Annotated in this window: 13 protein-coding genes; all 13 read left to right on the forward strand. The window is 43.8% G+C overall.

All coding sequences use genetic code 11. From position 1 onward, the window contains the following. Positions 1-93: 93 nt before the first annotated feature. The 13 genes from JG770_RS08290 to JG770_RS08350 all read left to right on the forward strand — a co-directional run bounded on the left by JG770_RS08290 (position 94) and on the right by JG770_RS08350 (position 14,230). Positions 94-240, forward strand: coding sequence for a hypothetical protein (locus JG770_RS08290; RefSeq protein ID WP_171804961.1), 147 nt, complete (start codon positions 94-96; stop codon positions 238-240). A 335-nt stretch (positions 241-575) separates the two neighbouring features. Further along, entirely contained in the window at positions 576-1,229 is a 654-nt protein-coding gene (locus JG770_RS08295) for a hypothetical protein (protein ID WP_291957642.1), read from the forward strand. Then, a complete protein-coding gene (gene dxs, locus JG770_RS08300; protein WP_291957644.1) occupies positions 1,226-3,118 on the forward strand; it encodes a 1-deoxy-D-xylulose-5-phosphate synthase in 1,893 nt (630 codons plus the stop codon). The genes JG770_RS08295 and dxs overlap by 4 nt, the downstream gene beginning before the upstream one ends. A gap of 2 nt (positions 3,119-3,120) precedes the next feature. Next, positions 3,121-3,996 (forward strand): NAD(+)/NADH kinase, encoded by an 876-nt coding sequence (locus tag JG770_RS08305; RefSeq protein ID WP_291957647.1) that lies wholly within the window; start codon positions 3,121-3,123, stop codon positions 3,994-3,996. Positions 3,997-4,013: 17 nt separating this feature from the next. Continuing rightward, the gene (locus tag JG770_RS08310) at positions 4,014-4,466 is read left to right on the forward strand and encodes an arginine repressor (protein WP_291957649.1); all 453 of its coding nucleotides are present in this window, start codon (positions 4,014-4,016) and stop codon (positions 4,464-4,466) included. A gap of 12 nt (positions 4,467-4,478) precedes the next feature. Continuing rightward, entirely contained in the window at positions 4,479-6,203 is a 1,725-nt protein-coding gene (gene recN / locus JG770_RS08315) for a DNA repair protein RecN (RefSeq protein WP_291957651.1), read from the forward strand. A gap of 97 nt (positions 6,204-6,300) precedes the next feature. After that, the gene (gene spoIVB / locus JG770_RS08320) at positions 6,301-7,656 is read left to right on the forward strand and encodes a SpoIVB peptidase (RefSeq protein ID WP_291957654.1); all 1,356 of its coding nucleotides are present in this window, start codon (positions 6,301-6,303) and stop codon (positions 7,654-7,656) included. A gap of 85 nt (positions 7,657-7,741) precedes the next feature. After that, entirely contained in the window at positions 7,742-7,981 is a 240-nt protein-coding gene (locus tag JG770_RS08325) for a Smr/MutS family protein (RefSeq protein WP_291957657.1), read from the forward strand. A gap of 13 nt (positions 7,982-7,994) precedes the next feature. Further along, positions 7,995-8,561, forward strand: coding sequence for an aminoacyl-tRNA hydrolase (gene pth / locus JG770_RS08330; RefSeq protein ID WP_291957660.1), 567 nt, complete (start codon positions 7,995-7,997; stop codon positions 8,559-8,561). Next, positions 8,554-8,961, forward strand: coding sequence for a hypothetical protein (locus JG770_RS08335; RefSeq protein ID WP_291957663.1), 408 nt, complete (start codon positions 8,554-8,556; stop codon positions 8,959-8,961). Before pth ends, JG770_RS08335 begins: the two co-directional genes overlap by 8 nt. Beyond that, the gene (mfd, locus tag JG770_RS08340; protein WP_291957666.1) at positions 8,958-12,443 is read left to right on the forward strand and encodes a transcription-repair coupling factor; all 3,486 of its coding nucleotides are present in this window, start codon (positions 8,958-8,960) and stop codon (positions 12,441-12,443) included. Before JG770_RS08335 ends, mfd begins: the two co-directional genes overlap by 4 nt. 46 nt (positions 12,444-12,489) lie before the next feature. Beyond that, positions 12,490-13,542: a peptidylprolyl isomerase gene (locus tag JG770_RS08345; RefSeq protein WP_291957669.1), complete on the forward strand. Its 1,053-nt coding sequence runs from the start codon at positions 12,490-12,492 to the stop codon at positions 13,540-13,542. Positions 13,543-13,666: 124 nt separating this feature from the next. Then, on the forward strand, positions 13,667-14,230 hold the full coding sequence (locus tag JG770_RS08350; RefSeq protein WP_291957672.1) for a stage V sporulation T C-terminal domain-containing protein: 564 nt from the start codon (positions 13,667-13,669) through the stop codon (positions 14,228-14,230). The last annotated feature ends 192 nt before the right edge of the window (positions 14,231-14,422 follow it).

A 14,422-nucleotide genomic window follows, 5' to 3' on the forward strand; every position in this document is an offset into this window, starting at 1 on the left:
GCGGGGCTAAAAATCCGCTAAGGGCACAACGATGAAGTTCCTGGTGCTGGCTTCTGACGCCCAGTCGGGGGTTGGTGCTGGGAGTTAAGATAGGTGGGCAAGCTGCAATGGCATGCAGCCGATGACCCATCTATCGCGGAGGCCCGAGAGGGTGGTGCTTCAGTAAGAAAGCGCTACTGCTCGGGGATGAACCTGTATGCGGCAAACGACGCTGTGTACAGTGTAGCCTGCCTTGAGTGATATAGGTGGATAGCAGTTCACACCTCAGCCGGAAGGCGCCGAAGGCGCGAGGTTATCGCTGCTTGAAACCTATGTTGCAAAAGAGGCTAGGGATCGATTTGGCTGTTGAGGAAAGCTCCTAGGCTGCTCATCACGAGGCATGTTAGGGATTAAAGTGTGGACTTAGTGGCAATTCGGTGAATGCCGAAGGCGACTCGGCATGACGATTTTAAAGGGAAACCGCTCCTCCGGCGACGGAGAGTAATCGTCCGGGAAATCCTACCGAACCTAAGCCGCAGAGTTTACCTAACATGCTGCCATCGCAATGTATATTATATAAAGAGGTTAATGCTTCCATGGATAATGACGATAGCGATATACACTTACATAAAGATAAAAGTGTTGTAAAAAACAATAAAACTAAAAATTCTAAAAACAATAAAAATCATCGGGACCGCTGGCCTTTGGTGGTTACCGGTATAGCATTTCTTATATCTTCTATCATGAGTTTTATATCCGAGACTACAATTCAATCGGCCGATCTTTTTATAGCATGGATAATTCTAATAATTATTATAGCAATAGGCGTAATATTTGATATAATAGGAGTAGCGGTTACTGCTTCCAAGGAGGCGCCATTTCATGCGCGCTCGGCGCGCAAAATGCCGGGAGCAGCTCTGGCTGTGCAGTTTGTGCGCAATGCCAATAAGGTATCCAGCTTTTGCAATGATGTAATAGGCGATATAGCAGGCGTCATAAGCGGAGCGGCAGGAGCGGTGATAGCGGGCAAGCTCATAGTTTTAGCTGACAATAGTTATGATATGGTTATAAGCATAATGCTCAGCGCCGGCATAGCGTCGCTTACTATAGGAGGCAAGGCTTTGGGTAAAAATTACGCTATAAATAATTCTGAAGAGATAGTATATAGGGTTGCGTATATTTTGGATATTATAATAAAAAGCCCAAAATACTTAATCTCGCTGATGCGAAGGGAAAGGAAAGACCTATGAGTAGATTGCTCGATGATATAGATAGTCCTGAGAGCTTGAAAGCATTGGATATAGAACAGCTTAAGACTTTATCGGATGAAATAAGGGAATTTTTGATCGATAATGTCTCTAAAACAGGAGGGCATTTGGCTTCTAATCTTGGCGTGGTCGAGTTGACGATAGCCCTGCATTATGTGTATAATAGCCCATGGGATAAAATCATATGGGATGTCGGACATCAATCGTATACGCATAAGATTTTGACCGGAAGAAAATCGCTATTTCCTACTTTGAGAAAATACGGTGGCATGAGCGGTTTCCCTAAACGGTATGAGAGTGTCCACGATTGCTTTGAAACAGGGCATAGCAGCACCTCTATATCGGCGGCGCTCGGCATGGCCAGAGCAAGGGACTTAAAGAAGGAGCATTATTCCGTGATAGCGGTAATAGGAGATGGCTCCATAAGTGGCGGCATGGCATTTGAGGCTTTGAATGACGCCGGCCGTTCCAGGAACGATCTTACTGTTATACTAAACGATAATGCGATGTCTATTGACAAAAATGTAGGCGGATTGGCGTTATATCTGGCAAGACTTCGTTCCAGCCCTAGCTACAGCAAGGCTAAGCGCGATATAAAAGGTGTGCTAAGCCGCATACCTTATATAGGCGATTCGTTGGTAAGCGGCATAGAGAAGCTTAAGAATAGCTTCAAGTATATATTTGTGCCGGGTATGCTGTTTGAAGAATTAGGATTTACTTATATAGGCCCTATAGATGGAAACAATCTGGATGAATTGATACCGGTGCTAAGGCGCGTCAAAAACATGAAAGGACCGTTGCTCGTGCATGTTGTAACTGTTAAAGGCAAAGGATATAAGTTTTCTGAAGAAAACCCGGAACGGTTTCATGGCATAGCGCCGTTTGACGCCGAAAACGGGCATGAGGAAACGAGCCCTGACATGACGTATACCAAGGCTTTTAGCAATGCTATGTTGTCTGCAGGGGCGCGCGACAAGCGCGTGGTTGCTATTACGGCGGCCATGAAAGACGGTACGGGACTGGGGCGTTTTGCCGAGAAATATCCGGACCGTTTTTTCGATGTGGGTATAGCCGAACAACATGCCGTGACCATGGCGGCAGGAATGGCCGCTGCCGGTTTAAGGCCGGTAGTGGCGATATATTCGTCGTTTTTACAAAGGGCGTATGATCAGATAATACATGATGTATGCATGCAGGATCTACCTGTCGTATTTGCTGTCGATCGGGCTGGATTGGTAGGTGAAGACGGCCCTACACATCATGGCGTGTTCGATATATCTTACTTGCGGGCTATGCCTAATATGCGCGTGTTGGCGCCCAAAGACGGTCAAGAACTGGATAAAATGTTGCAGTTTGCCTTATATGTGGATGGGCCGGTAGCCATACGTTATCCTAGGGGAGCGACTTGCTATGAACGCGATGCGCATAAAACCGACATCGATGTAATGAACTGGGAGTGTTTGCAGTTTGGAACTGATGTTGCTATATTAGCAGTCGGGCATATGGTCGATATAGCATTAAATGCCGCGGCCATATTAAAGACGATGGGCATAAATGCCGCGGTGTATAATGCGCGCTGTATTAAGCCGTTACCATCGTCGGCGTTATCAGATATTTTGCTCAATACCAAGCGGCTGGTTACCATAGAAGACAATATAGAAAAAGGTGGTTTCGGCAGCGGCATAGCCGAATTTATCTTCGATAATGATATAAAGGGTGTTGATTTGGATATCATAGCCATGCCGGACGGTTTTGTGCCCCATGGCAGCGTTGATAAATTATTGAATCAGCTCAAAATGACCCCGCAAGGTATAGCTTCTCGCATATATGAACGTATTAACGGCAATATGACGGTTAGAAACAGGGGTTAGCAATGATCAGAAAAATCGCCGTATTTCCCAATGCCAATAAAGATGCAGGATTGGATATAACCAGACAGTTGGTACAATGGTTGGAGACGCGTGGCATTTCTGTTATGCTCAATGAAAGCACGGCTTCAAAAATAGAACGGCCGGATCTTGGATATTCCGGTCATAGCATGTATAGCGAACCCGACATAATAGTAGCATTGGGCGGCGACGGTACTTTGTTGAGCATAGCGCGGCAGGTATGCTTATATCAGATACCGATATTATGCATCAATCTCGGCCATCTCGGCTTTTTAACGGAGGTGGAGGTGTCGGACATGTATCCGGCATTGGAGAAAGTGCTGGAAGGCCGGTATTCTATAGAAAACCGCATGATGCTACAGATAGCCGTTATCAGGGATGATATGGAGCTGGAAACATTCTATGCGCTCAATGATGCCGTTATATCAAAAGGGTCGTTTTCCAGATTGATACGCCTGAAGGCGTATATAGACGATGAATTCGTTAATAATTATATAGCGGACGGGCTTATCATAGCGACGCCTACCGGTTCCACGGCTTATTCGCTTTCAGCGGGAGGACCTATAGTGAGCCCCAACCTTGAGTCTATCTTGCTTACGCCGATATGCCCGCATAGTCTTAATTCCCGTTCGCTGGTTATATCCGATAAAGAGGTTATAAGGATATACATCGATGATCCTTCCAGCGATATAGTAATGACTATAGATGGACAAGAGGGCTTTCGCGTGGCTAACGGCGATATCGTCATGCTGAAAAAAGCAGGTATTTATACACATCTGGTCAGGGTCAGCGGTAAAAGTTTTTATAAGCTGTTGCACGAAAAATTGTATGATATCGACGCCCAGCGACTTCGTGATTAAAGGTAGAGAGGTGTTTTATGAAGATAGACAGGCAATCGAAAATACTAGAGATCATAAAAGATAAAGAGATAGAAACACAAGAGGATCTTACAGACGAGTTAAAAAAAGCCGGTTTTGATGTTACCCAGTCCACTATTTCCCGGGATATAAAGGAGTTAGGTCTGATAAAGGTGCTGGCCCATGATGGCAGATATAAGTATGCAGCCATGGATAAGGACACTACATCGCCGGTAGATCGACTATTGCGGGTGTTTTCGGAAGCCATATTGAGTATAGATTATACAGGCAATCTGATTGTTCTGAAAACGCTGCAGGGCTCCGCCCAGGTGACGGCGGCGGCGGTAGATGCTATGAATTGGCCCGGCGTTTTGGGGACTATAGCCGGGGATGATACGGTGCTCATAATTGCGAGAAACGAAAAAACGGTAGAAACGCTCATAAGGGGATTCAACGATATACGATCCCGATAAGGGGGTTAAATCATGCTCAAAGAGCTTATTATAGAGAATCTGGTGCTGATAGACTATGCGCATATAGCATTTGACCGCGGGCTTAATATATTGACAGGTGAAACGGGCGCAGGTAAATCTGTCATAATAGATGCTATAGCGCTTTTATTAGGTGAACGGGCGGATAAGGACGCCATACGTTCGGGTTGCGATAAGGGGCGGATAGAAGGGCTGTTTGACATAACCGGCTATGCGGAAGTAAAAGGTCTGTTAAACCTGTACGGTATAGATGTAAGCGATGATGAGTATCTGATATTAAGCCGTGAACTCAACGCTTCGGGCAAAAATGTATGTCGTATAAACGGCGCGGCTGTTCCGCTGTCTATGCTTAAAGATATCAGCAGCCGACTGATCAATCTTCACAGTCAGGCTTCTCATTATGCATTGCTGGACGCGCAAAACCATGGTCTGTTTTTGGATAGGTTTGCAGGCGCCGAAGTGGAAGAGCTAAAAGCCGAAATCAGCAAATACTATGATAAATGGCAAAAATTAAACATGGAATTATCCAAATGGTCGGCTGATCCTCAAATTCGCCAGCGTGAAATGGATCTTTTGTATTATCAGATAAACGAAATCGAGGCCGCTCGTTTAAGGCCAGGGGAAGATGTGGAATTGGAACAACAGAGGACAATATATAATAATTACCAGAAGATAATGGATGTTCTATCAGGAGCTTATACCAGTTTATATAACGGTGAGGAAGAACGACCGCCGCTTATAGATGTGCTGGGAGATTTGCAAAAGGGATTGAAGGGTATATCGGATATAGATCCAAAGCTCGCTAAAATAAGCGACGATATAGACAGTATAATCTACGATGTCGAAGAACTGATATCCTCTGTGAGCAATTATATGGATACCATGGAATACAACCCGGCACAGGCCGATGAGATCGAAGACAGACTCAATACCATAAACAACCTTAAGCGAAAATATGGCGACACCATAGAAGACATATCAATCTATAAAGATAAATTAATAGAAAAACTTGAAATTTATCAAAATAGCCAACAATATATACAAAACTTGGAAGAGGATAAATGCGAGACCGAAAGGGAATTATATAGTATATGTTCGACATTGTCCGAGAAGAGAAAAATCGCGGCAGCAGAGCTCGAATCCCAAGTGATGGCTGAATTGAAGGATATAGCCATGGAAAATGCGATATTCAAAGTTTCGATAATTTCGCCTGAAAATATCGAAGATGCGCGGTACACGCAAAACGGCTTCGATGATATAAATTTTTTGATGACGGCTAACCCCGGCGAGCCGTTAAGACCGCTTGCCAAAGTAGCCTCGGGAGGCGAAATGTCGCGCATAATGCTGGCGTTAAACGCTGTGCTCGGCCATATCGATCGCGTGCCGACCATGATATTCGATGAAATAGATGCCGGCATCAGCGGCAAAACGGCCCATAAAGTGGCACAGAAGCTGACTCGTATATCCAGGGAGCACCAGCTCATATGTGTGACCCACTTAGCTCAAATAGCCTCGATGGCTGATGCACATTATTTGATAAAAAAAGAAAATAAAGGTCAAAGGACATATACCAGAACATATTTGCTTAATTCTGATCAGAGGCTTAAAGAGATAGCCCGCTTGCTGGGAGGCATCGAACTCAGTTCTGCCAGCATAAGCTATGCCAGAGAGATGATGGATACCAGCGCCGCTTTTAAAGCAAATACTGCAGCATCGTAAATAAGTTGCCATACTCATCATAAATGCCCTCGTATAAATCGTTTTTAAGACGGTTAATTTATATGATATCGCCGATGCGGTATAAAAAATACGAGGGGTGAAGTTTTTGAAAAGATGGCACATTAAGCAAATTATAGGTATTTTATTATCGCTGTTGGTATTTGCGATATATTATTCGCCAGTAGTACAGGATATAATTAAATTTCCGTCTGAATTGGAAATGTCGGAAGGACAATACCAGATTATACCGTTCCGTTTGCCAATGGAGGTAAAAATTCAGGCCGACGACAAAAATGTGTTAAAAATAAACGGTCAATCATTGGAGGAAGCTGTAATAGAACGAAAAATAGACAGCCCTCTTATAATACAGCCCCAACAGCAGGGCAAGGCGGCATTACAGTTTAAATTATTCGGAATTATACCTGTAAAGGATATGTCGGTGAATGTGGTATCACCTGTGAAAGTGCTGCCCGGAGGTCAGGCCATCGGTGTTACGCTGTATACCGATGGTGCATTAGTGGTGGGTGTATCGGAATTCAGAGGAGAAGACGGGCTTATGCATCATCCGGCTAACGACTCTGGCTTGATGCCGGGCGATATAATAGAAAAAGCAAATGACACGATTATAAAAGACGCTGATCATCTGGCCGAGATTGTGAATTCAATAGATGGGCGGCCCGTCAAACTGGATATATTGAGAAATGATAAGCCTATATCGTTGTCCATAAAGCCTGTGAAGGATATGGAGGAACATAAATATAAGTTGGGCATATGGGTAAGAGATAGTACGGCCGGCGTAGGGACCATGACATTTTATGAGCCTAACAATCGTATATACGGAGCATTGGGACACCCTATAACCGATATGGATACCGGCACGCTTTTATCTATAAAAAATGGTGAAATAGTGCATTCGGAGGTTATAGCGGTTAAAGAAGGGAAAAAAGGTAAACCTGGCGAATTGCAAGGCGTATTTTTAGACGATGAAGAAAGAATAGGAAACATAGAGGTTAATACAGAATATGGCATATTCGGTCATATATATGCCGACAGCATAGTAACCAATAGATTATATAAAGAACCCATACCCGTGGCGTTGCAAAGCGAGGTACAAGAGGGATCGGCTACTATCCTTGCTACCGTAGATGATCAGGGCGTTAAAGCTTATGATGTCAAAATCATACGTGTGAATCGGCAAAGCCAGCCCAACGGTAAAAGTTTGGTGGTAGAAATAACCGATCCGACCTTATTGAAATTAACCGGCGGCATAGTTCAAGGCATGAGCGGCAGCCCTATTATTCAGAACGGCAAACTGGTAGGCGCTGTGACACATGTGTTTATCAATGATCCTAAGCGCGGTTACGGTGTATTTGCCAAGTGGATGCTGGAGGAGATAGGCATAGAGACAGATGATGAGGCCGTTAGCCCGTATAAAGAAGCTGTCGGCATGTGAGAACATACTTGATATAGTTTTTTTATGGTGTATAATTATATTGTAAATGATATTTATGCTGAAGGGAACAATGCGGTGCGTGGATATGCCTGAGATAGATTTGCATCCCGAATTTGTGGATTTTGAGGATGCGGAGTATGAATTGCGGGATTTTATAAGAAGGTGCCGTAATCAAAGAAATGTAAAGAAGGTAAGAATAATACACGGATTCGGCAATGGAAGCATGGAGCGATTGGTAAGACAGGTAATAGAGGAAGAGGGATATAGCGCCGGGGATTACCACTACGATTGGGATAACTGGGGCGCCACTATATTGCATTTATGAGAACGGAGGATTTATGTATATAATAGTGGGATTGGGTAACCCCGGCGATAGATATAAATATACGCGCCATAATGTCGGGTTTATGGTAATGGACATATTGGCTCAACGCAGTGGTATAAAACTAAATAAGTTGGATTATAAAGCGCTATGGGGCGAAACGCGGATAGGCGCGGAGAAGGTTATTTTAGCCAAGCCTCAAACGTTTATGAATGCGAGCGGCGAAAGCGTTTATGATATTGTGCGTTATTTTAAGCCTCCTTTAGATCATCTTATAGTAATATATGATGATATCGATTTGCCTCTGGGACGTATTCGTATACGCACTAAAGGCAGTGCAGGCACGCATAACGGTATGCGCTCTATAATATATATGCTGGATAGCGATGCTTTTCCGCGCATACGCGTCGGCATAGACAGGCCTGGTCCGAACATAGACTTGGTAAATTATGTATTATCTGGTTTTGGCGAACAAGAACAGCCGATTATATATAAGGCTATGGAGAGGGCGGCCGATGCTGCCGAAGCGATTGTTAAAGATGGCATAGAGATAGCCATGAGCAAGTATAACGGCGATGTCTGATTTGATATTTATAGCTGACATAGTGTTTGCCGCGGCAGCAACGTTATTCATAAACAAATATATGCTAAAATTAATAGGACCAGATGCTAGCATATGGACAGGGCCCGTTACTGAAGAGTGCATGAAAACACTGCCGGCTTTTTTGTTAGGCTTGTCTGTACTGGGCGTTCATGTATGTTTTGGCATTGTGGAGGCTGCGTATGAGATATTTCAATCTCATTCACGACAAGCGGTTATGGCAGGCGTATTGTCTATTGTGACTCATGCTGTTTTCGGTGCTGTTACGGTATGGATGTATGAGTTTAGTGACGAAATAATTTTGGGCTTGATCTCGGCTGCATTGCTGCATATGGCATGGAACCGGGTAATTTTGCATTTTTCGGTAGGTGGTTCTGCATGAATAATTTGTTAACCAGGGTTTTTGACCGTTCCGACGTATCGGAACGTATTTATGATTCTTTAAGAAGTGATTCCGGCCGATTGGAGATATATGGCGTACCGGATGAGGGTAGAGCTTATCTGATGTATGCATTGATAAATATTGTTAATGCTAAATCGGCTGTTATTATCACGCACAATGAGGTGCGCGCCAAACAGCTGTACGATGACATGTCAGCGATATTCAAAGATGTAGATGTACCGGTTTATATTTTTCCCGCTGCTGAAACCGTCTTATATGACGTAAGCGGTAAAAGCAATGAGGTGTTGTTTCAAAGGCTTGAAATAGAAAATCGTCTCGCTTTTAAAGAAAATATGATAGTTATAGCTTCGATAGATGCATTACTGCCCAGGCTTATGCCATTTGATGAATTTAATAAGTACTTCCATGAAATATCGATAGGTCAGATAATAGAGCACGGCGTTATGGAAAGATGGTTGTTAGAAGCAGGCTATCAAAGGGAAGAGTTGGTAGAGGCCAAAGGGCAATTTGCCATAAGAGGCGATATAGTTGATTTTTATCCTGTCGTCGGTGAAGAGGCATATCGGATAGAATTTTTCGACGACGAAGTCGATTCTATCAGAAGATTTGATGCCGATACGCAGCGTTCCACCGATAAAGTGGACAAAGCCGTCATATCGCCTGTGAAGGAGCTGGTGTATGACAGCGATACAGCTTATCAAGCAACTAAAGCTATGCGTTCGGAATTTGAACACATAAACGCCAACGATCAGATAGGCGGCGATATTGAACTGCTGAGCCAAAACGCCCGATTTGAGAATGTAGAGCGATATATGCCGTTCTTTTACGGTAAAGCGGCTGGATTATTGGATTATATGCCTGCCGGAACATTATTTTTTATGGATGAAGAGGAGCGCATAAGGCAAAGAGATCATACGCTTCATGAAGAGTTTGAGCAGATGTTTAAGGCTCTGCTTATTAAGGGGCGGGTATTGCCTTCGCAAGCTTATTTGCTGAGCGATTATGACGCATTATGTTCGTGCCTGAATAGGCAACGCACCGTCACGTTGGAAACATTTCATCAAGCCGGCGCAAACCCGTCTATAAGAATAGATGCTAAAAAGATACCGTCTTTCCAGGGGAATATGGATATTATAGTCGATGAACTGCGCCGGTGGAAGTCTGCCGGCTATACTATAATAATAGCAACTTTGAGCGATAACAGAGGACTGCGTATTCAGGATATGCTTCAGCAAAGCGGTATAGAGGCATGGTTCACAAGGCGTTTGGATATCGATGTGCGACCGGGGCAGATATGTATAATAGATATGCCGTTGAGCAGCGGTACCGAATGGCCGGATATTAAATGCGTGATACTTACGGATCAAGAACTGTTCGGCATGCAAAGACGGCGCTCGAAGGTTAAAGCCAGGAAAGCGGGCCAAAGGGTAGCGGCTTTTTCGGACCTCAATATAGGCGATTATGTGGTGCATGAAAATTATGGGATAGGCCAATACATGGGCATTAAAAAACTTACGGTGGAGGGTAAGTCGAGGGATTATCTCTTTATACGTTATGCTGATGGCGATAATCTGTATGTGCCCACCGATCGGATGTCGTTGGTGCAGCGTTATATCGGCGGGGACGGAGCCTCACCCAGATTATCCAAACTGGGCGGCAGCGAATGGTCCAGGACCAAAGCCAAGGTCAGGGAATCGGTCAGGGAAATGGCCGGCGAATTATTGAAGCTGTACGCCTCGCGATATACCACCAAGGGTCATGCATTTAGCCCTGATACTGTTTGGCAGGCTCAACTGGAGGAATCGTTTCCATATCAGGAAACGCCTGATCAGTTACAGGCAATAGAAGAGATAAAAGCTGATATGGAAAGCGATAAACCTATGGACAGACTGTTGTGCGGCGATGTCGGTTATGGTAAGACTGAAGTTGCGTTAAGAGCAGCTTTTAAGGCTGTGATGGATGGCAAGCAGGTGGCCGTATTAGTGCCTACAACGGTCTTAGCCCAGCAGCATTACAATACCTTTACCAATAGATTGGCCGGTTTTCCCATAAAGGTGGATGTTATAAGCCGCTTTAGAAGTGTTCAGGAACAAAAGGATATAATAAAGGGGCTTAAAAGCGGCGATATCGATATAATAATAGGAACCCATGCTTTGCTGAGCAGCAATATTAAATTCCACGATTTAGGACTTCTTATAGTCGATGAGGAACAAAGATTTGGGGTGAGCCATAAAGAAGCTATAAAGAGATTTAAAAACAACGTGGATGTGCTCACGCTTACTGCCACACCTATACCCAGGACACTGCATATGTCATTATCCGGCATAAGGGATATAAGCATAATAGAAACGCCTCCGGAAGACAGATATCCTGTGCAGACTTATGTCGTGGAATATGACGAAAATATTATAAGAGATGCTATATTAAAAGAGCTTGGCAGAGGGGGACAAGTATATTTCGTATATAACAGGATTAATTCCATAGATGTCATGGCTATGCATTTGCAAGAACTGGTCCCGGAAGCCCGTATAACCGTCGCTCATGGACGTATGGGGAATGATAAGCTGGAGCGCGTTATGATGGATTTCATGGATGGATATTATGATGTGCTGCTCTGCACCACTATAATAGAAACGGGTTTAGATATACCCAATGTTAATACCCTTATAGTCTACGACGCCGATCATTTCGGATTAGCCCAACTGTATCAATTGCGCGGAAGGGTGGGGCGCAGCAACAGGCTGGCATATGCATATTTTACCTACAAGAAAGACCGGGTGTTGACTGAAGAAGCCGAGAAGCGCTTGCACGCCATTACGGAGTTTACCGAATTCGGTTCCGGCTTTAAGATAGCTTTGCGGGATCTTGAGATAAGAGGTGCCGGTAATCTGCTAGGGGCAGAACAACACGGCCATATGGCGGCTGTCGGATATGACATGTATTGCAAGCTCTTGGAAGAGGCTATAGCCCAGCTAAAAGGAGAGAGCCATGAAGAAGAGACGGATATGTCTATAGAAATAAAGCTGGATGCTTATATACCGGATGATTACGTGCCATCAGAAGCTCAACGCATAGAGATATATAAGCGTATAATGTCCATAAGCGACATAGAGGAGGAGTATGATGTGGAGGAAGAGATAGAAGACAGATTTGGCGATATACCGCAGAGCGTCAGGAATCTATTGTCGATAATGCATATAAAATTGTTATCAAAGAAGATAGGCATTGTATCTATCGAACAAAAAGGCTCCGATATCGTCTTTATGCTTAAAAACGATAAAGATGTCGATTTAAGCGGTCTTATAAGGGCTATGGATGAGTATAAGGGCCGCGTTAGATTTGCGGCCACTGATCAGCCATCATTTTATTTCAAAATCGGCAATGAAACATCTGAGGGTATATTAAAGGATATACAGGAATTGCTTGAGAAAACTATAGGTTTACAAGCAGTGGCATGTTAAGTTATAATATTATGTAGCCTTATTATATGGGAGGAGATAAATAATAATGAAACGTTTTGTAAGGATGACCGCGCTGGTAATGGCAGCTATTTTTATTTTTGCAGGCTGTTCGTTGGTAACGGTGGATCCGGAAAAAGAAAAACAACTGCCAGTAGCAGAGGTCAACGGCGATAAGATACTCAAAGCCGATTATGTAAAGCAATACGATGCGTACATCAGTGCTGTGGAACAGCAGTACGGTATAGACAAAAACACGTTGGAAACCAGCGCGGACTATGCTGATACGTTGGCGCAAATGAGAGAGGATATAGTAGAAGGCCTCATAACTCAAAAATTGGTTAACCAACAAGTGGAGAAGAATAATATAGCCCTCACCGATGATGATAAAAAACAGGTCAAGGATCAGCTGCAGCAGTTAAAGGATGCATACGGAGAAGAGGCTTTTGCAGATATGCTCGCGCAGCAGCAGATGACCGAGGCAGAATTGGAGCAACTGCTTCAGGAGGATACCGCGCAGCAGAAGTTGTTCGATGAATTGACGGCTGATATCACGGTGACTGATGACGAGGTAAAAAAATATTACGACGAGAACAAAGATACTGAGTTCACCGACCCCGAGATGGTAACAGTGAGCCATATACTGATAAGTATCCCTGAAGATAAATATTCGGCTGATGAGGCTACCAAAAAGGCTGAATACGATAAGATAAAGCCGGAAGCCGAACAGGTTCTGGCTAAAGCCAAAGCCGGCGATGATTTTGCTGAGCTGGTGAAGCAGTATTCTGACGATACAGGAACAAAGGATCAAGGTGGTACGCTTACCTTTTCGCGCGAGGATCAAATAGAACCGGCTTTTATAGAAGCCTCTTTTGCCTTGAAGAATAAAGGTGATATAAGCGATCTTGTCCAAACGTCCTATGGGTATCATATAATCAAATTGGAAGAAAAGATACCTTCAAAAGTTTACACATTTGAGGAGAAAAAACAGGAGATACACGATACGTTACTACAACAAAAGAAGAATGATAAAATAACAGCGCTTATAGAGGAATGGAGAAACGGATCGGATATAAAGAAATACGAGGAAAATTATAAATAATATATAAGCCTCCTTGGTCCATATATCATTGGTGAAAAATAGTGAATAAAACTTGCCCATCGGTAAGATAATAAATGCGGTAAGGATGGTTTTGTAAAACAATACAGATTAAGGAGGCATATATATGAAGGCTACAGGTATTGTTAGACGTATAGACGACCTGGGCAGGGTAGTCATACCCAAGGAGATACGTAGGACTTTGAGGATACGAGAAGGCGATCCGCTGGAGATTTTCACCGATAAAGAAGGCGGGGTGATTCTGAGAAAGTATTCATTTATAGGCGAATTAAATGATTTCGCTAAAGAATATGCCGATACGATCTCTCAGATATTGGGCTATATAGTGTGCATAGCTGATAAGGATAACGTAATAGCCGTATCAGGTGCTGCTATAAAAAAGGATCTTCAGGATAAACGTATCAGCAGTGAGCTGGAGCAAGTAATAACGGGTAAAGAAATCTTTATAGCTGATAAGAATACTGATAGGAAACCTTGCAGCATTGTTGCCGATGATGACGAAGTTAAATATACAGCCGAGCTCATAGTTCCCATCGTCACATCGTTTGACGGCAAAGGGACAGGAGCGGTCATATTATTGTCCAAAGAACCGAATGCAGTTATCGAAGAGTCGGACATCAAAGTGGCGCGGTCCGCTGCAGACTTTTTGGCTAAGCAGATGCAAGGGTGATATCAAACTATGAAGTGCCGGTGATCATTAGATCGCCGGTATTTTATTTATATGCCCTAATATGGCAAATTCAGCGCCTGCAACGATATAAATCCTACGCCCGTTGCAGGCTTGACATATATACCTCGCTACGGCTGTGAAGCTGGACCACTACGCAATCAAAGATTGCTGTGGTCCTACGCTTCAAAAGCC

Origin of the sequence: Mahella sp. (assembly GCF_020054945.1) — a bacterium.
GTDB lineage: Bacteria > Bacillota > Clostridia > Mahellales > Mahellaceae > Mahella.